Annotated in this window: 20 protein-coding genes; 8 read left to right on the plus strand and 12 right to left on the minus strand. The window is 59.7% G+C overall.

Features of this window, described 5'->3' with window-relative positions; all coding sequences use genetic code 11:
• Positions 1-117 precede the first annotated feature (117 nt).
• Both RRF56_RS11185 and RRF56_RS11190 read left to right on the plus strand, forming a co-directional pair.
• Complete coding sequence (locus tag RRF56_RS11185; protein ID WP_317037724.1) at positions 118-2,760, plus strand: DEAD/DEAH box helicase; 2,643 nt, start codon at positions 118-120, stop codon at positions 2,758-2,760.
• A gap of 129 nt (positions 2,761-2,889) precedes the next feature.
• Positions 2,890-3,210, plus strand: a complete 321-nt coding sequence (locus tag RRF56_RS11190; protein ID WP_317037725.1) for a hypothetical protein — start codon at positions 2,890-2,892, stop codon at positions 3,208-3,210.
• Positions 3,211-3,287: 77 nt separating this feature from the next.
• Here the strand turns inward: RRF56_RS11190 and nfi are convergent, their stop codons facing one another.
• Positions 3,288-3,998 (minus strand): deoxyribonuclease V, encoded by a 711-nt coding sequence (nfi, locus tag RRF56_RS11195; protein WP_317037726.1) that lies wholly within the window; start codon positions 3,996-3,998, stop codon positions 3,288-3,290.
• 92 nt (positions 3,999-4,090) lie between these two features.
• On the opposite strand from nfi, the gene RRF56_RS26395 reads away from it, so the two are divergent.
• From RRF56_RS26395 to RRF56_RS11210, 4 genes are all read left to right on the plus strand, one after another.
• Positions 4,091-4,330, plus strand: coding sequence for a type II toxin-antitoxin system HigB family toxin (locus tag RRF56_RS26395; RefSeq protein WP_410510560.1), 240 nt, complete (start codon positions 4,091-4,093; stop codon positions 4,328-4,330).
• A gap of 92 nt (positions 4,331-4,422) precedes the next feature.
• Positions 4,423-4,611, plus strand: coding sequence for a hypothetical protein (locus tag RRF56_RS11200; protein ID WP_317037727.1), 189 nt, complete (start codon positions 4,423-4,425; stop codon positions 4,609-4,611).
• A gap of 217 nt (positions 4,612-4,828) precedes the next feature.
• Complete coding sequence (locus RRF56_RS11205) at positions 4,829-5,188, plus strand: hypothetical protein (protein WP_317037728.1); 360 nt, start codon at positions 4,829-4,831, stop codon at positions 5,186-5,188.
• A 4-nt stretch (positions 5,189-5,192) separates the two neighbouring features.
• On the plus strand, positions 5,193-6,374 hold the full coding sequence (locus tag RRF56_RS11210) for a class I SAM-dependent methyltransferase (RefSeq protein ID WP_317037729.1): 1,182 nt from the start codon (positions 5,193-5,195) through the stop codon (positions 6,372-6,374).
• Positions 6,375-6,380: 6 nt separating this feature from the next.
• Here RRF56_RS11210 and RRF56_RS11215 read toward each other — a convergent pair whose 3' ends face one another.
• The 3 genes from RRF56_RS11215 to mtnA all read right to left on the minus strand — a co-directional run bounded on the left by RRF56_RS11215 (position 6,381) and on the right by mtnA (position 8,965).
• Entirely contained in the window at positions 6,381-7,007 is a 627-nt protein-coding gene (locus tag RRF56_RS11215) for a molybdenum cofactor guanylyltransferase (protein ID WP_317037730.1), read from the minus strand.
• Between the two features lie 46 nt (positions 7,008-7,053).
• Positions 7,054-7,731 (minus strand): hypothetical protein, encoded by a 678-nt coding sequence (locus tag RRF56_RS11220; RefSeq protein WP_317037731.1) that lies wholly within the window; start codon positions 7,729-7,731, stop codon positions 7,054-7,056.
• A 136-nt stretch (positions 7,732-7,867) separates the two neighbouring features.
• Positions 7,868-8,965, minus strand: a complete 1,098-nt coding sequence (mtnA, locus tag RRF56_RS11225) for an S-methyl-5-thioribose-1-phosphate isomerase (RefSeq protein WP_317037732.1) — start codon at positions 8,963-8,965, stop codon at positions 7,868-7,870.
• A 281-nt stretch (positions 8,966-9,246) separates the two neighbouring features.
• Here mtnA and RRF56_RS11230 point away from each other — a divergent pair, with 281 nt between their 5' ends.
• Positions 9,247-9,912: an SDR family oxidoreductase gene (locus RRF56_RS11230; RefSeq protein ID WP_317037733.1), complete on the plus strand. Its 666-nt coding sequence runs from the start codon at positions 9,247-9,249 to the stop codon at positions 9,910-9,912.
• A gap of 71 nt (positions 9,913-9,983) precedes the next feature.
• On the opposite strand, the gene RRF56_RS11235 is transcribed toward RRF56_RS11230, so the two are convergent.
• The 6 genes from RRF56_RS11235 to RRF56_RS11260 all read right to left on the minus strand — a co-directional run bounded on the left by RRF56_RS11235 (position 9,984) and on the right by RRF56_RS11260 (position 16,025).
• On the minus strand, positions 9,984-11,057 hold the full coding sequence (locus RRF56_RS11235) for a tocopherol cyclase family protein (protein WP_317037734.1): 1,074 nt from the start codon (positions 11,055-11,057) through the stop codon (positions 9,984-9,986).
• 526 nt (positions 11,058-11,583) lie between these two features.
• Positions 11,584-12,342, minus strand: a complete 759-nt coding sequence (locus RRF56_RS11240; RefSeq protein WP_317037735.1) for a SprT family zinc-dependent metalloprotease — start codon at positions 12,340-12,342, stop codon at positions 11,584-11,586.
• 63 nt (positions 12,343-12,405) lie between these two features.
• Complete coding sequence (locus RRF56_RS11245; RefSeq protein ID WP_317037736.1) at positions 12,406-12,873, minus strand: NUDIX hydrolase; 468 nt, start codon at positions 12,871-12,873, stop codon at positions 12,406-12,408.
• Entirely contained in the window at positions 12,870-13,925 is a 1,056-nt protein-coding gene (locus RRF56_RS11250; RefSeq protein WP_317037737.1) for a glucokinase, read from the minus strand. The genes RRF56_RS11245 and RRF56_RS11250 overlap by 4 nt, the downstream gene beginning before the upstream one ends.
• A gap of 12 nt (positions 13,926-13,937) precedes the next feature.
• The gene (larE, locus tag RRF56_RS11255) at positions 13,938-14,759 is read right to left on the minus strand and encodes an ATP-dependent sacrificial sulfur transferase LarE (protein ID WP_317037738.1); all 822 of its coding nucleotides are present in this window, start codon (positions 14,757-14,759) and stop codon (positions 13,938-13,940) included.
• 273 nt (positions 14,760-15,032) lie between these two features.
• Positions 15,033-16,025 (minus strand): glycosyltransferase, encoded by a 993-nt coding sequence (locus tag RRF56_RS11260; protein WP_317037739.1) that lies wholly within the window; start codon positions 16,023-16,025, stop codon positions 15,033-15,035.
• Between the two features lie 107 nt (positions 16,026-16,132).
• Here RRF56_RS11260 and RRF56_RS11265 point away from each other — a divergent pair, with 107 nt between their 5' ends.
• The gene (locus RRF56_RS11265) at positions 16,133-17,056 is read left to right on the plus strand and encodes a phosphodiester glycosidase family protein (protein ID WP_317037740.1); all 924 of its coding nucleotides are present in this window, start codon (positions 16,133-16,135) and stop codon (positions 17,054-17,056) included.
• A 270-nt stretch (positions 17,057-17,326) separates the two neighbouring features.
• Here RRF56_RS11265 and RRF56_RS11270 read toward each other — a convergent pair whose 3' ends face one another.
• Both RRF56_RS11270 and recJ read right to left on the minus strand, forming a co-directional pair.
• Positions 17,327-18,022 carry a lecithin retinol acyltransferase family protein gene (locus RRF56_RS11270; RefSeq protein WP_317037741.1) on the minus strand — a complete coding sequence of 232 codons (696 nt, stop codon included), beginning with the start codon at positions 18,020-18,022 and terminating at the stop codon, positions 17,327-17,329.
• 90 nt (positions 18,023-18,112) lie between these two features.
• Positions 18,113-21,421 carry a single-stranded-DNA-specific exonuclease RecJ gene (recJ, locus tag RRF56_RS11275; RefSeq protein WP_317037742.1) on the minus strand — a complete coding sequence of 1,103 codons (3,309 nt, stop codon included), beginning with the start codon at positions 21,419-21,421 and terminating at the stop codon, positions 18,113-18,115.
• Between the last annotated feature and the right edge of the window lie 72 nt (positions 21,422-21,493).

Consider the following 21,493-nt stretch of genomic DNA (forward strand, 5'->3'; position numbering starts at 1 on the left):
TTTACTGCTTGAAATACGATTGCTTGAAATACCGACTCTTAGCAGGGCCACCGTCTGCCGTTTCGTTCATCCCTTGGCACACTAGAATGGTGACGGCCCTACCTTTGTGTTCGCCTTGTGCTAGATCTCGCTAAATTATTTCCCTTTCCCCTCGACGATTTTCAGCACCAGGCGGCCGCAGCCCTCGATGCCGACAAGTCTGTGGTGGTCTGTGCCCCCACCGGCTCGGGCAAAACTCTGATCGGTGAATACGCCATTTACCGAGCCTTGGCCCACGGCAAGCGAGTGTTTTATACCACCCCGCTCAAGGCGCTCTCTAACCAAAAGCTGCGTGATTTTCGCGATCAGTTTGGCTACGACAATGTCGGTTTGCTGACCGGAGATCTGTCGATCAACCGCGACGCTCCGGTGGTGGTGATGACCACCGAAATCTTTCGCAATATGCTCTATGGCACCCGCATTGGCGAAACCGGCACAACGCTCCAGCAGGTCGAAGCCGTGGTGCTCGACGAGTGCCACTACATGAACGATCGCCAGCGCGGCACCGTGTGGGAAGAGTCGATTATCTACTGCCCGCCCGAAATTCAGCTACTGGCCCTCTCCGCTACGGTCGAAAACTCGGGTCAGCTCACCGACTGGCTGCAAAAGGTGCACGGCCCCACGGAGCTGATCTACTCCGACTTTCGCCCGGTGCCGCTGCAATTTCATTACTGCACGGGCAAGCGGTTGGTGCCCCTGCTCGACAGCAGCCAAAAGGCGATGAATCCTCAGCTGAAAAAGCAGCGCGCCCCCCAGCGCCAGCCTGGTCGGCGGGGCAGTGGTCGGGTGCCTTTGCCCTTTGTCATGGGCCAGCTGCAAGAGCGCGACATGCTGCCCGCCATCTACTTTATTTTTAGCCGCCGAGGCTGCGACAAATCGGTGGATGAGGTCAGCCACCTGTCGTTGGTAACGGAGGAGGAAGCTCAAGAACTCAAGCTCCGCATTGATACGTTCTTAGCCCACAACCCCGATGCTGGCCGGGCTGGTCAGGTGGGGCCGCTGTATCGAGGCATTGCCGCCCACCATGCGGGCATTTTGCCCCTGTGGAAGGGGCTGGTCGAAGAGCTGTTTCAGGCGGGGCTGATCAAGGTGGTGTTTGCTACCGAAACCCTAGCGGCAGGCATCAACATGCCCGCCCGCACCACGGTGATCGCCAGTCTTTCGAAGCGCACCGACATGGGCCACCGGTTGCTCACCTCGTCAGAATTCTTGCAGATGGCGGGGCGAGCCGGGCGGCGCGGCATGGATGAGCAGGGCCATGTGGTCACGGTCGAAAGCCCCTTTGAGGGGTCGCGGGAGGCGGTGCATCTGGCTACCTCAGGGGCCGACCCATTGGTGAGCCAGTTTACCCCTGGCTACGGCATGGTGCTCAACTTGCTGCAAACCCACACCATTGATGAGGCCAAAGACCTGATCGAGCGCAGCTTTGGCCAATACCTGGCCACCCTGCACCTGGTGCCCCAGCAGCAAGAAATTGACCGTTTGGAGGGGGCGATCGCCCATCAGCAAGCCCAACTTGCCGCCTTCGACGAAACCTTGCTGGCCGAGTACGCCAAACTCAAAGAACGGCTCAAAGAAGAACGCCGCCTGCTCAAGACCCTCCAGCAGCAGGCCGCTCAAGTGCTGGCCGACGATGTGGCCAAGATGGTGCCCTTTGCGATCGCCGGTACCCTGCTCTCCCTCAAGGGCAAGCACATTCCTGTCGGTGAGCCGGTGCCTGCCGTGCTGGTCACCAAGGTGCAGGGGTCGGGGCAGTTTCCCTACCTGGTGTGTCTGACTAAGACCAACCAGTGGTGTGTAGTCACCGCCGCCGATGTGGTGGGCCTCCATGCCGATATTCCCCGCTTGCAGTCGGTCGATACTCTGGCTCCGCCCACCGAACTCATGCCCAGCCCCGGCAAGCGCTGTCGGGGTGATGATCATACCGCTGCGATCGCGGCCCACATGGTCAACCCCCCCACCCTAGAAATGCTGGCCCCCGAGGTGCAAGACCAGCTCGATCGCATGCGTGAGGTCGAGTACACTCTGGCCAAACACCCCGCCAGCCAGTGGGACAATACCAAATCGCTGCTCAAGCGCCAGAAGCGGCTGCGCGAGCTGGAGGCAGAATGGCGCGATCGCCAGCAAAAACTCTCCCAGTACACCGGTCGCTACTGGCAAGAATTTCTCAACATTATGGATGTGCTCAAGCACTTTGGCGGTCTTGAAGACAACCGCCCCACCGAGCTGGGCGAAATGGCCGCTGCCATTCGCGGCGACAACGAGCTGTGGCTAGCCCTAGCCCTAGCATCGGGCGAGTTTGACCACCTCGATGCCGCCCAGCTAGCCGCCGCCTGTGCTGCCCTGGTTACTGAAAACTCGCGCCCCGACAGCTGGTGCCGCTACAAACTCTCAGGTACCGTCGAAGAGGCCCTTGGCGGCTTGCACAACCTGCGGCGGCAGCTCTACCAGCAGCAGCACCGTCGCCATATCACTGCTCCCATCTGGCTGGAGTACGACCTGGTGGGTCTGGTAGAGCAGTGGGCACGGCAAGTAGACTGGGTTACCCTGTGCGACAACACCAGCCTCGATGAGGGCGACATCGTCCGCATTTTGCGGCGCACCCTCGATGTGCTGTCACAACTGCCCCATGTGCCCTACATCAGCGACGGCTTACGCACTGCTGCCCGCGAGGCCAAAGACCTGATGAACCGCTTCCCCGTCAATGAAGAAATTGGCTAAGGTGACTATCTCAACCCAGCGATAGAGGTCTTAGGATTCTAAAACCTTCAACAATATAGAGATAACGCCTAGGGTTGCAGTCACCTCTGCACCATCACAACGGCGTCCGGTTTTGCGATTTTCAGGTTTATGAAATTTATCTCTACAGCAGCCCTATTGACCCTGGGGTTGGGTGCCATGTTTCCCACCTTGGCCCAGACTGTGCCTATGCAAGCGCTACATCAGCAGAATGACATCACGATTTCTGGCACTGTTGGCCGAGTTGTGGGCTACAGTTTTACCCTCAACAATGGCCCTGACGAAATTATGGTGGAAGCCAGCCCTCGTTGGTACCAGCCCATTACAGTTGTCCCCGGTGAGCAACTGATCGTAGTGGGTGAATACACCAACGGTGGGTTTGAGGCCCACCGCATTACCCGTGCCAACGGTGACGTCATCAGCATGCGCTAACGCGAGACCCTAGGGTTCTTTTGCAAACTGTCAAAAAAATTTGGCTTATCCCAGAAGAACCCTGGGGTCTAACCTCGCTAAAATAATCTCCCCTGCTGCGCGTCCCCTAATGCCGATTGCGCTGTGCCGGAAGACGCCAGGCGATCGGCGTAGCGGGTAGTTTCGGGCAGGCGGTATTTTGTGGTGCATCGCAACACTAGGTCAATTGCGGTTTTGAGCGTTGTGTAGTGGCCAGGGGAAATGTACAGCGGTTTGGTGTTGGCGCGGTTGCGGAGAACGGCCCCAATCTGCTCACCCCGATCGATCAGCGGTACCCAGGTGCCTTTGTCGGTAGGTACTTCGATGTGAGTGCCCACTAGGCGCGACTTGGCTACGCCAACGGTGGGGCGATCGCACAACAACCCCAAATGTGACGCAATCCCCAACCGTCGGGGGTGCGCGATGCCTTGACCATCGCAGAGAATCACATCCGGCTCGGTGTTGAGCTGGGCCAGCGCCGCCAGCACCGCAGGCACTTCTCGAAACGACAGCAGCCCCGGCACGTAGGGAAAGACGGTCGGCTGCCGCACCAACACCTCATCCACCGGGGTCAAGTCTGGGAACGACAGCACCACTACGGCGGCGCGAGTGGTTTCGCCCCCATCCTCAAACCCGGCATCGACCCCGGCAACGTAGCGAATCGGGTCGGGCAGGCGGTCTTGGAGAATGATCTGAGGTGCAAGGGTTTGTTGGAGTGCGATCGCCTCGGCAAGCGTCGTCGGCCAGCGTTCTGGAAACTGAATCTGCATAGGCAAAGCCTTCGTTACGCCGTAGCCTCTACCTTGCCGCAGATGTCATAGCGAAAACAATGATCGTTAGAAGGAGACGCAAATAACTGGGTATGCATGTGATTACGCGTAAGCGGCTCAACGAGTTTGCCGCACTGCATCCGAATACACGCAATGCTCTTGCTCAGTGGTACAGGATCGTCAAAGAGAATAACTTCTCTAATTTCGCTGAACTTCGACAGCTCATTCCATCGGCTGATCAAGTTGGGAGATTAACGGTTTTCAATATTGGAGGCAACAAAGCCCAGCTGGTTGCAGCTATTCACTACAATCGAAGTAAAGTTTACATTTGAGCCATATTGACTCACGCAGAATACGACGAAGGGAGATGGAAAGAATGATTCAGAGTATTAATCTCGATCAGACTATTGCTGCTTGGCGACCCATGGCCAACACGATATTCGTTCCCCGTACTAATGAGCAATATGAGCGCCTGGTAACCTTACTAGACGGTCTGATCGATCAGGTGGGCGAAGATGAAGAACATCCTCTTGCTTCAATGATGGATGTAGTTGGTGCCTTAATTGAGAACTATGAAACAAAGTATGTTCCTGTGCTAGAAGAGGTTGCCTAGCGGTATGCCTTGACCCAAATCATGGAAAATTTTAAGTCCTTGCAACTCCCACGCCTAGGATAGTGCTAATTTCTTTGGCCTGTGCCGACCAAACTCTATAACTCGAACCTTACCCCTCCAACTTTCGCATGTTGGGGTAATCGTGCCCTTATCCACCTAGTGGTTATGACGAGAGGAAGGTGCCTTCTACGCTTGGCCCTAAAACACGCTGGAATCGGTGCTGAGTGCTGACCAGCTTCAGGCTCTGGCTGCGGCCTTCAGCGTTACTCCAGCGGGCAACTTTGAGGGGCAGATCGTGCTGCAAAGAACTGATCCAGGTCCCCTCTCTGGCGAGGTAGAAGCGGCTCTCGATCAGCTGTTCACCCTGCGCTACGGCACCCCATCGGCAGAGCTGAGCACTTTCCACCCGGCCCCGGACAACCAGGCGGCTAAAACCCAGACCGGGCCGGGGCGCATTCCCCCCGTCACCGACACCAAGCTCATTGTGGCCTGGTTGGTGCATTGCGGTGGTGCAGCAGTAATGGGCGATCGCGCCATCTACCTACCGCCTAATGACACCCTACCCCCCATCCCCTAACCCCATGCACAATCCAGATTTGTATCAGGTGCTCTGCGATCGCATTCACCAATCGCCCCAGGGCCGCATCCCCTTTGCCGAGTTTATGGAGCTGGCGCTGTACCATCCCCAGGGTGGCTACTACACCACTAAAGAGGCCATTCTGGGGTTCGAAGGAGATTTTGTTACCTCGGCCCACTTGGGCCACGACTTTGGCGAGCTGCTGGCCACCCAATTTGCCGAAATGTGGGAACACCTGGGCCGTCCCCAGCCCTTTTCTTTGGTGGAGATGGGTGCTGGCCAAGGCTTAATTGCCGCCGATGCGCTGGGGGCCTTGCAAAACCACTATCCTGACTGCTTTGCCACCCTCAGCTATCAAATTATCGAAACGTCAGACCAACTGCGGGCGGCCCAAGCGCAGCGCCTGTCGCATTGGGCTGGACGAGTCACCTGGCTAGAGTTAGAAAACATTCCCGACGACAGCATCACCGGCTGTTTTTTTACCAACGAACTGGTCGATGCCCTGCCTGTACACCAGGTCGTCACTACCGAATCAGGCCTAAAGGAGGTCTACGCTACCTTAGCCGAGGCCCCAAACGCCCCGGTCGTCGAAGTCTTCGATGTGCTATCAACGCCGCGTCTGGCCGACTACTTTGCCTTTGTGGGCATTGATTTAACCGACCCGCAGTACGCCCCCGGCTACCGCACCGAGGTGCATCTGGCCGCCCTCGACTGGATGAAAACCGTCGCTACCAAGCTGCATCGAGGCTACGTGCTCACCGTTGACTATGGCTACCCCGCCAGTCGCTACTACAGCCGCGCCCGTGCCCAGGGCACACTCCAGTGCTACTACCAGCACGCCCACCACGATAACCCCTACAGCCATCTGGGCTACCAAGACATTACCGCCCACGTTAACTTCACGGCGCTAGAACGCCAGGGTGAAAGCTGTGGTCTAGAGACTTTGGGAGCCACCCAGCAGGGCATGTTTCTGATGGCGCTGGGATTGGGCGATCGCCTGGCAGCCCTGGGCCAAATTCAAGCCAGCGACCCCGCCACCGTCAACCTCGCCATCCAGCGGCGCGACAAACTGCACCAGTTGATCAACCCTATGGGCCTGGGGAACTTTGTGGTGTTGGTACAGGGCAAGGGCCTAACCCCTGACGCCAAGGTGCTCAAGGGGCTGACGGTGCCGCCGCTGATGTAAGAAGTTTTAGCTGCCCTTCTGCCACTGGGCCAGGTCGGCGGGGGTGTTGAGATTGGTCAGCATGGCCTCTGTCTGAGCCGTCAGAGCAATTGGGGCCACTGTCTGCGTATTGAGCCAGGGCTGGAAGGATCGCCCTCCGGCGGCCACGTACCGCTGCAAATCGGCTAAGGCGCTGGTGCGGTAAAAGCCACACAGCGGTTCCCAGCGGCCCTGACGCTGGGGTAGGTAGGCCAACGCATCGGGGGAAAGTTTGGCCAGCTGATCGCGCCAGGTTTGCAGCACCGCCGCCGACACATTGGGCAGATCGCAGGCCAGCAGTAGCACCCACTCGGGGTTGATGGCTGGGTCTGTTTGTATTTGCTCAAGGGCTTGAACTAGGGCTACCACCGGGCCTGGGGGTTTCTGTGAAGGGTCTACCCCAGGGTTCTCAGAAATAAAGGTGACTGATGTTGCTACTAAGGGACGGTAGCGATCGCCCCAGGGCGTCACCACATAGACCGCCTCGGCACAGGCTGAGGCCACTCGACAGAGCCGCTCGATCAGGGTTTCTGCCCCTAGGGAAATCAGCGCTTTGTCGTGGCCCATACGGGAGCTGCGGCCCCCAGCCAAAATAATCGCAGCGAGAGCAACCAACGCTACCCCCTGGCGCCAACTGTAGTTCTCAATGTCATTCGCAATGTCATAGTTTGCTAGGGGCGACCTTAGCCTGGGCCACCCTGCGTAGGCGAGCGGCGTCGGCCTCAGCCAGCCCTTTAAAGAAATAGATCAGCCCGGTGAGAAAGGCTAGGGCCATATAAAACAGACGAATGCCCCAGCCCGCCCCCTCAAAAATCATCGAAAATACGCCGGGTTCAATGCCGCTAAAGCGGGTGAGTTCAGAGCGAAACCACTTTTGGTCTTCGGCCATGCGCTCTAGCTCGGCCACGGTGGCGGGCAGAATTGGCATTTGGGTGGTGGTGGTGTAGTAGCCCCAAAAGCCCTTACTGCTGCCCTGTTGCACCAGCGCCTGGTTGGCTAGGGTGGTAATTTGTTGGCGAGTTAGATCTGACTCGGCGGTAAGCTGGCTGAGCCACAGCTGGTGCCGCAGCCAGTAGCTGCTAAAAAACACCAGGGGTAAGGCTACCAGCAGGGCGATCGCCCGGAGACCGAGCGGGGTTTTGACCGACAGGTGGCGGGTGGCGCTACCCAGACCAAAGCCTAAAAACGCAAACAGCACAATGACGCTCAGCTCAGCAATTTCAAGGCTCTTGAGCCAGCCCCCGAGAATGGGCAGTGGATGTAAAAAGACCTCGGCGGCCCAGGTCACCAGAAACCGCGCCCCAATGACGGCGACGGTGACGGCAACAACTGTCAGCACATACTTAACAAGATTGTTAGACCTATTGGCTGTGGGGCGGGGGGTTGGCATGGTGACGGCTGGCCGAAAGAGTGGGGGCGGCGCTTCCCCTAATAATAATGACGTAGGGCGAAGGATCAGCGTTTGTCTAGAAAAGTCAATGTCTCTGGTCTGGCTGTAGGGTGCTTAAGGCCCCAAGCTGGTCGGGGGCAAAGCTGCCCTGTTCGGTGACGATCGCAGTAATCAGTCGCCCCGGCGTCATATCTGAAGCGGGGTTATAAAATTCTGCGCCATTGGGCGACGTCACCCGTTGGCCCCCCTGAAGCCCCCCTAGCCCATCGCCTAGCCGATAAATTTCTTCAGCAGGATGTTCTGAAATCGTGATTTTTTCTCCACTGGGTACCGAAAAATCTAGAGTTGAAACTGGGGCCGCCACCACAAAGGGAATGCCGTGGGCCTGGGCGATGAGGGCCAAACTGTAGGTGCCAATTTTGCTAATGGTGTCGCCATTGGCGGCAATGCGATCGGCCCCGGCCAGCACAGCGTGAATCAGCCCCCGCTGCATGCAGTGGGCGGCCATGCTGTCGGTAATCACCGTCACCGGAATGCCCTCCTGCACGCATTCCCACGCGGTGAGCCGCGAACCCTGAAAGGTGGGGCGAGTCTCGGCGGCATAGATCCGCTCTAGACGGCCTGCTTTCCACAGCGATCGCATAATGCCGAGCGAGGTGCCATAGCCCGAGGTAGCCAGCGCCCCGTGGTTACAGTGGGTGAGCAGGGTGAGCCTGGCTGGGCTCTGGGGCAGCACCTCAATGCCGCGATCGCCGATGGCTTGGCAGAGCCCAAAATCTTCGGCTTGAATGGCCTGGGCCTGGGCCAGCAATTGCGCCCTCACAGCTTCGATCGACTCGCTAGAGTGGTGGGCCACCGCTAGCATTTGGTCTACCGCCCACTGGAGATGGGCCTTATCGGGCCGGGTCTGCTTAAACTGGTCGCCGATCGCTTCAAGACGCTCCCAAAAGGCAATGGGGTCTTCGGTGTGAATCTCAGTGGCCCCCAGGTAGAGACCATAGGCCGCCGCAATGCCCATGGCAGAGCCACCCTGGACAATGCCCGATCGCAGCGATCGCACCACATCGTCACAGCGGCGAATCGACACAATGTTGTAGCGTTCCGGCAGCTGCCGCTGGTCGATCAGCACCAAATGATCGCCTTGCCAGAGCACCGGATAAACCTGGGTATCGCTAAGAGCCATCGTTGCGGTTGAAGAGAAAACAGCAGGAACAGCCAACTGTCCCATTACATTCAGCCATCACATTCAGTATGGAGGTTTCTTTGCCCCTGTCAATGCAGCCCTGACTCACCCTCGCCACCTCTGAACTGATCACGCTCAAGGGTTGGTTTAAGGGCATAAACAAAAAAATCAGGCTAAGCCAAGCTAAATTTGGCTTCAAAAGCCCGGTTTCTGTCTCCGGGTGGCTGTTCAAACCAGGGCGACTCTGGGAGAGTGATGCAGACGCAACGCTAAATTTTTCTATGGCTACTTGCTTGATTACGGGTGCAAATCGTGGCATTGGCTACGAGTATTGTCGGCAGCTTCAAGAGCGGGGCGATCGCGTCATTGCCGTCTGCCGCCAGCCCTCAGACGAGCTAAAAGATTTGGGGGTGCAGGTCGAAACGGGCATTGACATCACCGATGATGCTTCTGTGGCTGAGCTAGCCCAGCGGCTTGAGGGCACCCAGCTAGATGTGCTGATCAACAACGCCGGCATTTTAGAGCGCGTCACCCTAGACGATCTCGACTTTGACAGCATTCGGCAGCAGTTTGAGGTAAATGCGATCGGCCCGCTGCGGCTGACGGCGGCACTGCTGCCCCACCTGGGCGACGGGGCAAAGGTGGCGATTATGACTAGCCGCATGGGGTCGATTTCCGACAATACCTCCGGTGGCTCCTACGGCTACCGCATGTCGAAGGTGGCGCTGTCGATGGCGGGCAAGTCGCTGGCCCACGACCTCAAGCCCAAGGGCATTGCCGTGGCAATTTTGCACCCCGGCCTGGTGCAAACCCGCATGACCGGGTTTACCAACAGCGGCATTACCCCCGCCGAGTCGGTCAAGGGGCTGCTGGCCCGCATTGACGCGCTAACCCTAGAGAATTCCGGCACCTTCTGGCATTCAAATGGAGAAGTATTGCCCTGGTAGCAGGACATCAGGAGTTGGCCACACCCATCGTGCATCTCACCCCTTACCCCTTACCCTTCACCCTTCACCCTTCACCTCTTGACCCAGGGTTCATCCCAGGGGCCGCCGCCGACTTCTAGCCCAGCCTGGGTGCTAGTGGCCGAAAGAATCAGATCGAGCTGGCTGCCCCGCCGCTGCCAGAGTTTAAGGGTGAGGTCACCCAAGGCGGTGTCGCGGCAGCAGAAGATCATCCCCTTGTGGGTGGGGGCGCGGAGGGGGATACCCGGTAGGGTAGTGGTGCCAGTGACTTCGACGGCATAGTCGAGGCTGTCACAGCGCATTTGCCAGTCGCCCCAGGGAGTGATGTGCCAGGTGACGCGGGCATTCCAGGGTACAAACTCGTAGAATTTGCCGCCGTGGTGAACGCCGACCATGGCCACCGACTCCATCCAGCCCAGCACCTGGCGTCGGCCCCCCCCGGCGGTGAGGGCCAGGTCGGGTTCGCCCTCAAAGGCATTGCAGTTGAGCCAAAACCACTTCTGTGGAAACGATCGCCCCCAGTTTTTCTCGCTGTAGGCCGGGGCATTGGTAAATTCATGGCGCTGCCCCTGCCACTCTAGCCACCCGGTAGACAAGCCGTGGGCCATGAGAATTTGCCAGCCCGGCTCAAAGATTTGCAGGCTAGAGAGCAGCCCAGCGGTCGACTGCTGCGGGTGGCCACTGCTGCCCCAGCCGTAGACGGGGTCGGTGTGGTATTCCCAGGCGACGGGGCCATAGACGGGGTCGTTGAGATGGCCTTGGTGCCAGGTGGCGGTGACCTGGTAGCCCTCGGCGACCTGATCTTTGAATTCTGTAGCCGATAGCAGGCGTGGCTGGCTGGGCGATTCGCCGCGCCAGTGACCTAGCCCCAGCCCCTCAGGCCAGGCCCAAAATTTTTGCGGGTCGGGGAAGGTTCGGCAAAAGTAGCTGTCATCAGGCCCGAGGATTTGGGCTGTGCCGCCGCTGTGGGGCCGCCCTCCCACCGGATCTTCGATGGAGTACATGAAAGCAAAGGTCTGCCGGGTCTCGGGTAGGGTAAGGCGAAAGTACCAGCCCTCAAAGAAGCGGCTAGTTTGGCCATCCCAGTGGTAGCCGCTGTGGGGAGTCTGGAGGGGGTGAAGGGGCATGGTGGGTGGGGAAGTGAAGGAGTGGGGAAGTGAAGGGGTGGAGAAGTGAAGGAGTGGAGAAGTGAAGGAGTGGGGAAGTGAAGGGGTGGAGAAGTGAAGGAGTGGAGAAGTGAAGGGGTGGGGGAGTGCTTAGTTTTGAGTTTGAGTTGGGGGATCGAACGTTTGCTTGGGTATGCGCCCATACTCTAGAAAATAGTTTGGAACCTCAGGGTTTGCTGCCGCCTACAGGTGGATTTGCAGAACATAGGTTTAAACCGATGATCGGCCAATCCTTTCCGTGGGGTGAAGGGCGGCGGAACGCCATTCTCGATGGGGGTCTGGGGCCAGCGAAATGGCCCCAGCGGCAGATTTGGTTTCTATCCGATCGCTGTTGTCTGCCTCGCAGCCTAACGCTTAAGAATTAGCCTTGGGCAACTTCTGAAAAGCTTTTTTCCAATGGTGGGCAGTGCCCGCCCTACAGTAGCTACAGACACCAGATAAACGGAGATCTTCTGTTCTGGAAATCTCCTTAATCGTAAAAGGCTGCTCACTCTTCGACCCAGCGGGGAACATACTGCCAGCCATCGCGGATCTCATCTCGATAGCGCTGGTGGTTGGGCTGCTTTTCCTCAACTAGCTGCCAAAAGGCTTTGGAGTGGTTCATGTGGACGGTGTGGCACAGCTCGTGGACAAAGACATAGTGAACGAGGTCGGGGGGTAAGAACAACAGCTTGTAGTTAAGGCTGATGTTTTTGTCGCTAGAACAGCTAGCCCAGCGAGTCTTTTGCCCGCGAATAGATACCCGGCTAAAGGGCAGGTTGACCACAAAGCTCAGCTCGCGCAGCCAGGGGGCAAACTCGGCGCGAGCTTTGCGGCTGAGCCACTGACGCAGCAGGTCGGCGCAGGCGGCGCTGTTGTCGACGGGGCCGCGCAGTTGCAGGGTCTGGGGGCCGCTCTGGGTCATAGACAGGGTACGGGTGGAGGCGGGTTGGTAGTGAACCTCCCAGGTTTGGTGGCGCGATCGCACCTCGATCTGCCCCGGTTTTTCTTCAAAATGGTCGTCGGTGAGACCGGCGGTTTGGTGGGCCAGGCGCTGGCGCGATCGCCATAGCCAGTCGCGCCGCCGATAGATCAAGTCGGGCACCTGGGTCTGGTCAAACCCCACGGGCACCACAACTTCTACCTGGCCGTTGAGGTGCACCTTGAGCGAGACATGGCGGGCGCGGGCGCTTTCCCGAATATGGTATTCAGGCAGATCCGCTGGGGCGGCGGCAAAAAGCTGAAGCTGTTCAGACGAGTCAGCCATGGGCGGCAGAAACAGGGCAGTGGAAGGCTTTAGTCAAAACCCAAGGGATAGCTCACTGGAGAACTACAGATCTTGAACTAGGGCAGCCTGTTCTATCCTACGGTGCTCTAGAAAAGAGAGCAAAATTTGCTGGTGGGGCGCTCCGATGGGGCGTTCTTCGCTGGCGCGGGCCGAGTAGCGTTTGCCCTGGTGAATATCGGCGACGCTCCACAGGCCCAGGTCTAGACCTTCGCTCAGCACCAGGCTAGCGACAGGCACCACCAGCGGACCGTGGTAGACGTGGCGCACAACCGTTTCGTCTTCTATCCGCTCAAACAGCTCTAGCTGAGGCGCATCGTAGCCAATTTCTTCGCGTAGCTCGCGGTACACCGCGTCGTCGGGCGATTCACCCGGCTCGAGGTGGCCCCCAAAGAAGGCCCAATGACCGGGCCAGATAATGGTGGGGATGTCGTCACGCAGCTGGAGCAAGAACTGGTCGCCCTGATAGAGAATGGCGATCGCCACCTCAGGCTTAGCAGACTTGTCGCTCATAGCTTCTCAGCCTTGAGGGCAGCCCCAATTAGCCCCACCTGGGGGTTGAGCACCAAGTGCACGGGCACCCGGTCGAGTAGCGAACTGACCCGGCCCTTGTGGGTAAAGGCATCTAAAAACTGCCCCGCTGTCATCAGGGTGAGGTTTTTGGCGGCGATGCCTCCCGCAACATACAGCCCGCCGTAGGGCAGCAGCTTCAGGGCCAGGTTGCCCGCCTCGGCCCCGTAGGCTGACACAAAAATTTCCATGGCTTTCTGGCAGATGCGATCGCGGCCCTCGGCGGCGGCTATGGCAATCACGGCGGCGGGGTCGACGGTCTTAGTCGACCGGCCAGTCTGGCGTTCCCAGGTGGTGATGGCTTCGGCAATCTCGGGGGTTTCGTGGGCAAACTCGCGATCGCGCAAAAACTGGTAGATCGCCACAATCCCCTGGCCCGACACCACCCGTTCTACCGACACCCGCGAGATCTGGTGCTTGTCGAGCAGGTAGCGCATCAGCTGAAACTCTAGCTCTGAGCGGGGGGCAAAATCGGCGTGGCCCCCCTCCGACGGAAACACCAGGGGTCGCCCCGCCCGGCAGAGGGCAAACCCCTGCCCCAGCCCGGTGCCCGCACCGATGATCGCCACCGGGGCACTGTCGTCGGGGTCGCCCGCTTGCAGGGTGTGAAGGTCTTCGGCGGCGAGGCCAAACACGCCATAGCCGACCGCTTCAAAGTCGTTAATCAGTTCGACCCGATCGAGGCCGAGTTCGGCCTGGAGGCGATCGCCTTCGAGCGACCAGGCCAAATTGGTCAGGCTAGAGGTGTTGTCGACCACCGGCCCAGCGATGGCAAAGCAGGCCCGCTGGGGCGGATGGCTGGCCCCCATCGCTTCAGTGCTCTGGTGTAAGAATTCTTTCACCATGGGCACCAGGTCGGGGTAGGCCTGGCTAGAGTAGGTGTGCTCAAAAGCGGTCTTCAGAATGACCTGATCTGAAGACTTGAGCGTGCTGGCCTCAACTAGGCGCAGGATGGTTTTGGTGCCGCCAATGTCACCGGCAAGCAGATAAGTCATAGCTGGGGCGTTCTAATGGGCTAACAAGGGTAGGGGTAGTTCCTGGTTTAGCTTACCGCTGCGAAAGCCCTCTAGATCGAGGGTGACGTAGGTGAAACCGTAGTCTTGCAGCGCCTTTACTAGAGCTTCAAGATCGGTGGTGGCGACAAAATCTTTAATATTTTCTACGGGTACTTCGATGCGGGCAGTGTCTGCCTGCGATCGCACCCTGAGCTGTCGCAGCCCCAAATGACGCAGGTATAGCTCAGCTTGGCCCACCCGCCGCAGCTTGTCTAGCGTGATGGCTTCGCCATAGGGAAAGCGCGAGCTGAGGCAGGGCTGCGCCGGTTTATCCCACCAGGGCATACCCAGCAGGCGCGAAATCTCGCGCACCTCAAACTTGGTAATGCCCACTTCGGCTAAGGGCGACCTGGCCCCTCGCTCTTTCGCGGCCTGAATGCCGGGGCGGTAGTCGCCCAGGTCATCGGCGTTGACGCCATCGACTACGTAGGGGTAGCCCCGATCTAGGGCCAGAGGCTTGAGGGTGTCATGTAGCTCGCTCTTGCAGAAGTAGCAGCGGTTGACCGGGTTGGCGGCGTAGTTGGGGTTGTCGAGTTCGTGGGTGGCAACAATTTCGTGGGCAATGCCGATCGCTGCCGCCTGCACCTGGGCTTCTTCCAAATCGGCGGGCATCAGCGAGGGCGAGTTGGCGGTGACGGCCAGGGCGCGATCGCCCAGCACGTCGTAGGCGACCTTGGCCACCAGGGTGCTGTCGATGCCGCCCGAATAGGCAATCAGCGCCCGATCCATCGCGGCAAACAGGGCTTTGAGCTGGTCTAGTTTTTGCGACACCATGGTTGACATGAACAATTGAGACACTACGATTTCAGAAGCTTGCTTTAAGGGTTGAGTCGGTAGTTCTAATTCATTAGACTGCCCACAGATGCTTGGGCAAACAGCTCGTCACTCATTGGCAATGGCGTCTAGACATACTCTCGTCACGCGATCGCCGTTGGCACGACCCCTCCATCTTATCGCGCAGGTGATGGATGCCTACGCTACTGGGGAACCCAGGCCGCAGGGCGGCGGGCAGGGAAAAGTGGCGGAAACCATCAGAATTCGTATGGTTCAGACTACCGTCTCCCGACAGGCAATAGTGCGGGCCTCGGCGGATAGCTGCGCCTGGGCATGCCCCCGGCTATAGGCATAGGCGCACCATACATCTAGAAGCGTCATGACCAGGTCGAGCTTGGTGCCCTGGCCACTCAGCAGCTTGTTAGCGGTCTGAGGTAGTTCTTCGAACCCCCACCATCGCAGGCGGCAGCGCAACTCTTGCCCAGTGAGCGGGCGCAAAAGACTTGTCCCATGCAGGTCGTGCAGATAGCGGTTAGCGCAGCCGTAGCGATACCACTGGCTGTACAGTCCCCTAAGCGTGTTGCGGTGGTGATGGTAGAGCACCGCATCGGCGGCGTGTACCAGTTGCCAGGGCGTTTCTTGCTGAATGCGCCAGCAGAAATCGGCGTCGCCGCCCGTAGTCAGATGGGGCCGAAAGTATCCCACTGTACTCAGTATTTCCGCCCGAACCGCCAGGTTGGCCGTCTGGCCGTAGGGTAAAAATGCATGGTTGAGGGTGTTGTGCTGAGACAGCATATCTCGACGAGCGGCGTAGCGTTCTAGCCAGTGGGGGCTGGGCTGGGCCTTAATCTCTCCAGCCACTAGGCCTACAGCGGAGTCGGTAAAGGGCTGCACTAGGGCGGCGACCCACCCTGGCGTAGGAAGGCAGTCGGCATCGGTAAAGGCCAGAATCTCTCCCTGAGCCAGGGCAATGCCAGCGTTGCGGGCAGCGTAGGAACTTTGAATAGTGCTGTAGGTGAGGACTTGGAACTGAAGGCCCTGGGCGGCGGCGGTTTGAGCGGCAGCCTGAAGAATTTTGGGGGTGCGATCGCAACTGCCATTATCCACCAGCAGATATTCAATGCGGTCGGCGGGATACTGCTGCGCCATGAGCCGCGTCACCAAGTTGGGAAGATCGGCCTCGCCGTTGTAGATGGGCACAATCACCGACACAGAGGGATAGATCTGTGGCCCCAGGTCATCAGTTTTCACTGTTGCTACTGCCATCGCCTATCTCCCTAACCTGCTTCCAGTAAGTCCACTCTTATTGTCTGCCATCGCCGTGCTCAGCCCGCCCCCGGCCTCGGTTGCCGCTATACTGCTGAACGCAGTCAATGGCTCACGCTTGTCCCGCTATGGTTTACCTCACCCGTTTGCTGCTGGTGATCGCTTTCGGTCTGGGGGGGTGTGCGCCCTGGCCCTCGGTGCCTGACGCTGCCGGCGAGGATAGCGTTCCCTCTACCGCAGCGCCGGCCATACCGCCCCGCTACGAAACCATCACCCTGCCCACCGCCACGGTGCATGTGGTGACGATCGCCGACCCGGTGCGATACCCGGTGCGGGTGGCGGTGGTGAATGAACTGGCGCGGGTAGACCAGATGGCGGCCCAGGTGTGTGAGGGCGAAGGATGCGTGGCTGCTGCTATTAACGCGGGCTTTTTTGACCCCAACAACGGTCTAACCACATCTCACGTTGTGCAGGATGGCGTACTGGTGGCCGACCCCAACCAGAATGAGCGACTGATCGGCAATCCCGATCTGGCTAGTTATATGGACAGAATTCTCAATCGATCAGAGTTTCGCCGCTACGATTGCGGTGGCACCCCCCGTTACGAGATCACGTTCCATCAAGACCCTGTGCCGACCGGCTGTGCGCTGGTGGATGCGGTGGGGGCTGGGCCGCAGCTGCTGCCGCAAGATACATCGGTGGAAGAGGGCTTTGTCGACCGTGCTGCGGGGCGTGATGCTCTGGGGAGTCGGTCGCTTAATGCGCGATCGGCGGTGGGGCTGACGGCTGACGGCAGTGTGGTGATGGTGATGGCGGCTCAGGTGCCGGGGGTGTCGCCCAGCGGGATGACGATGGCGGAGATGGCAGCGTTTATGGGCGATCGCGACGTTATCTCGGCACTCAACCTTGACGGCGGCAGTTCGTCAACGCTGATTTATGGCGACAGGGTTCACTACGGTCGGCTCAATGCGTCGGGAGAACTGGTGCAGCGCCCGGTGAAATCGATTCTGTGGGTTGAGAATCTCCCGTAGGGGCGAACACCGTTCACCCAAGGTGGGGTTTATGGTTCTAACCACAGGAAATGTGGCAGAGATCGGGGGTCAAGCCAGACTTACCGCTGGGGGCGTTTCGATTGCCCCCAGACCCCGTCGACCAGGGCCGTTCCGCCGCCCTGGACCCAACGGAAGGATGGGGCTATGCCTGGCTAAATTGGGAGGGTTGGCCTTTCGCAGTCTGTTGGTTATGGAGTTAGACGGCAGCAAAATTTCCTTGCCTTTCCTGTCCGCTCACCCCCTCGCCCACTACTCCCCTTGTCTCTCCGCAAATGCTCGATTGCGCTGGAGATTTAGCTCTAGTTCTATGAGGTCGCTGAGCTGGGTAGTGAGGGTTTTGATCCGTTTGTTGGCGGTGACTTTGCGGTGTAGGGCGGCGCGGGCTAGGTCTTCGCGGTTGGTGGCGAGGGCTTTTTGGGCGACGCGGTGCCACTCGTCGGCGGTTTTGTAGGCGGTCTGCTGGTCGGCGAGGGTGGTGTTGTAGGCAGTGGCGATGTCGCCTAGGGCTTTTTGAAAGTTGGCGCGGGCTTGTTCGGGGGTGGTGACGTGGCGATCGCGATCGGCTAGTCGCCGCAGCTCGGGCAGGTTGAGCTGGTCGGGGCGCAGGCCAAAGTTGATCAGCTGGCGGCTTTCGCTGCGCCCGGTGGTACACCAGTTGGCGAAGTGTTCGCAGTTGTTGAGCAACAGGTCGTACTGGCGTTCGCCCAGGCGGCTGGTGGCTCGCTCGACTACGGTGTCAGCGGGGTAGATCAGTGACTGCCGCACCGGGTAAACCGAGTTGCCCCAGGAGAACGCCTCGTAGCTGGTGCGAGAGATCTCGGCGATCTCTTTGGCTTTGCTGTAATGAATGACGGTGTCGTCGCCGCAATCGATGCCGTGGTGCTGGTATAGGCCTGGCACTCCGGCCAGATCGCGCAGCACGTAGATTTGATCGCCCTTAGCCATAGCTGCTGACTCGTTTCTTTCTTTATAGCAGCCCCATTTACGGTTCGAGGGTGCGGGATTCCCACCTCTAAGGCTATTTTGTCGATAGAATTACCCAAAAATTTTCTGCAAAATTCCCTTTTTTTGGCGATGGCCCAGCACGAGTTGTTGCAGCATTTGCCCTTGCCAGAAGGGCATGGCCCCATGAGTGCTCTGAAGCTGGGCTACCTGAGCGAGGTCGCTGGCGGCTTCGGCTCCATCGCCGGTCAGCCAGCGACCAATCGGGTGATCCCACCCCTGGAGAAATTCGTCGAGCATGACCCGGTGGGTATCGTCAATGGGGAAGGGGGACTCGCTGGTGTCGGCATGGGTGTTGTGGTGCAGCCCTTTGCGGGGTTTGGTCGTGGCGGTGAGGGCTTTGGCGGTGAGCGATCGCCAGGTTTCGCTCAGCAGCGGCGGCAGTGCGCTCAAACCACCGGCCTGGGCTAATTCGTTGGCCAGGGCCACCATCTCGCGATCGCCGCTGTCCGCGCCGTAGCGGGCAAAGTCGTCGAGGAGAGGCTGCAACAGCTCGCGCTCTAGTACCGTCGCCAGGCCCGCTACGGTGGCGACGTCTTGGGCGGGAATGGGGTTGCTGGCGATCGCCAGGTGGGCCAAAGCTGCCGCTAGATCGGTTTGACTGTCGGCGCTGAGGCAAAACCACACCCGATCGCTGACGGCATGGCGCACCTGCTGCTTAGCCTGCTCAAGCCCAAGCTGGGGCAGCGCTGCTTGGGGTGAGGTGGCTTCAGGGCTGTTGACAGGGGGGTGGGGTGCTTTGAGTTTGGGGGTTTCAGGCTCGCTCACCGCTGATGGGGCTGGCTCAGCCTGGGCGGCTGGTGCCGGGGGCGGCGGGGGCGGCGGGTCCGCTGGGTCAAGGACTGAAAATTGTGCTTTCGAGGCGTGTTGGGTAGCTAAAAGGGTGGCATTCTCAGCTTGGAGAGCGTTGATTAGGGTCGATTGCTGGGCCAGCAGCACATCTTGCTCGGCCAGACGGGTTTCTGCGGCTGCCAAGCGCTCGGCTAGCTGCTTTAGCTCTACGGCGGCGGCCCCGGCTCGCACCAGGTTGCCGTAATGGGGTTCGCTGACATCGACCGGCTTAGCCGACTCGCCCGGCAGGTAGAGCCACCCTTGCTGGTCGCCCCGGTTGACCACCAGTCGTTGCCCCTCGGGGTTACTCATGGTCAGAGTAGTGGTGCCCGAGTTACTGGAGGTGGTGGCTGAGTAGCGGCGGTTGCTGTAGGTAAATTCGACCTTGGAAGAGGAACTGGGAGCGGCGGGCGACTGCGCCGGGGTCACCGTTGGCGTGGGGGGTGGTTCTGCGGCTACCGCAGGCTGTACCGACGTTTCGGTGGTGCTCTGGGATAGATGATCTAATGCCGTGGGCTCGGTGGCACCAGGCCCAGTAGCAGATCCTAGGCTAGAACCGGTGCCAGAGCCAGTGTCAGACTCTGGAGCAACTTCGCTCACCCTGGGCCGAGGGCCGACCCCGCTGGTCGTCGTCACCGGAGTTGTGAGGTTGGGGAGCGACGGCCCTACCGGTCGCGAGGGCCGTTGTACCGCAGCGGTCGAGTTGGGTCGGGCTTTGGTTGCGGCGGCGGCTGGGCGCACCCCCACCAGTTCTAGCTCAACGGTGGTGGTGCCCTGCCATTCGTTTTGCTTGAGCTTATAGGCGACATCGAGTTGGTTGGGCAGGGGGTAATATTCGCCCCAGCGCCAGGCGATCGCTTTGATCGTTACATCGCTGCCGTCTTCTCCCAGCACCAGCTTGAGGTGATCGCGGTTGCGGCCCACGGTCTGCTGCTCTAGTACCCGCAGGTTGGGCGTCCAAAACACCGGGTCGGGGTTCTCAATGCCGCAGGGATGCAGGTGATCGATCTGGTCGAATAGCCCTTGGTCTACTTCGCCCAGGCGGGCCTGGCTATCGATTTTGACCAGGGGCTTGAGCAGATCGACGGTGAGGGTTTGGCAGGCGTAGTGGGAGAGCCGGGCCGTGACCTGGCGCAGGCGATTGGCCAAAAACGAAAAGCCTCCGGCAGCCCGGTGGCCACCAAATTTTTCGAGTAGGTCGTGGCAGGTTTGCAGGGCGGCAAACACGTCAAATTCGGGAATGCCTCGGGCTGACCCGCGAATCACCTTGTGCTCGTCGTCTTCGTAGGTGCCGATGAAGACGGGCACGCCGTAGCGCTCGACCAGCCGCGAGGCGACAATGCCGATCACACCGTGGTGCCAGCCGGGTTGCACAACCACCAAGACGCGATCGCGCTCTATCTCTACCGTGCCCAGGGCGCGCTGCTGCTCACACCAGGCGATCGCCTCCTGCTCAATGCTCTGGCAGAGATCTTGGCGGGTGGCGTTGATCTGCTCGCACTGCATGGCCCGCTCCAGGGCCACCCCCACATCGTCGGTGGTCAGCAGGTCAATCACAATTTGGGGCTCGGCGATTCGGCCTACGGCGTTGATGCGCGGCCCTAGGCGAAAGCCAATGTGCTCGGGCTTCAGCGGTTTGCTCTGGTCGGCCAGCCCCGCCACCTGAATCAGCGCCTGAATGCCAAAGAGGCGCGACCTGGGCAATAGCCCCAGCCCCCGCCGCACCCAGCGGCGGTTCACCCCGGTGAGGGGAGCCAAATCGGCAATGGTGCCCAGGGTAAATAGCTCTAGCAGTGGCCCGGTCAAGTCTTGGGTGCGGCCCAGGGCCTGGGCCAGACATACCGCCAGAATGTAGGCTACCCCAACCCCCGCCACGCCCCGGTAGGGCGAAGTTTCGCTCAGCAGCTTGGGGTTCAAAATCGCATTGGCTGGAGGAATCTCGGGGGGAATGTCGTGGTGGTCGGTGATGATCACCGCCAGACCCAGCTCGCGGGCGCGGGCGATTGGGGCCACGGCGGCAATGCCGTTGTCAACGGTGAGAATAATGCTCACCCCATCGGCGTAGCAGTCTTCGACAATGCGGTTGTTGATGCCGTAGCCCTCGGCCATGCGGCTGGGGATGGTGTAGCTGACCTGGGCCCCCATGGCCCGCAGCGCCCGCAGCAGCAGCGCGGTGCTGGTCATGCCGTCGGCATCGTAGTCGCCGCAAATGGCGATCGCCTGCTGAGTATTAATGGCCGTTACCAGCAGCTCTAAGCTGGCGGCCAAGTCAGGAAACTCGGCCAGGGGCGAGGGCAACTGCTGCCGCTCGGGGTCGAGAAAGTCGGTCGCCAGAGCCGGGGTGGTAATGCCTCGGTTGATCAATACCTGGGTAAGCAGCGGCGACAACCCCGTGGCCTGGGCCAGGGTGGCGGCCAGGGGAGCATTCGCGGTGGCCACCTGCCACCGCTGTTGCGGTAGACGTTGGCCCTCGGTTAGCGATGGAGAAGAAGCGATCGCAGAATCAGTCACAGCACCGGGGCACTAGATCATGTGCACTTATCATAACCGCAGATCTCTACTCAGCAATGCCCGTCTCAGCGC

This window comes from Nodosilinea sp. E11, assembly GCF_032813545.1.
Classification (GTDB): Bacteria; Cyanobacteriota; Cyanobacteriia; order Phormidesmidales; family Phormidesmidaceae; genus Nodosilinea.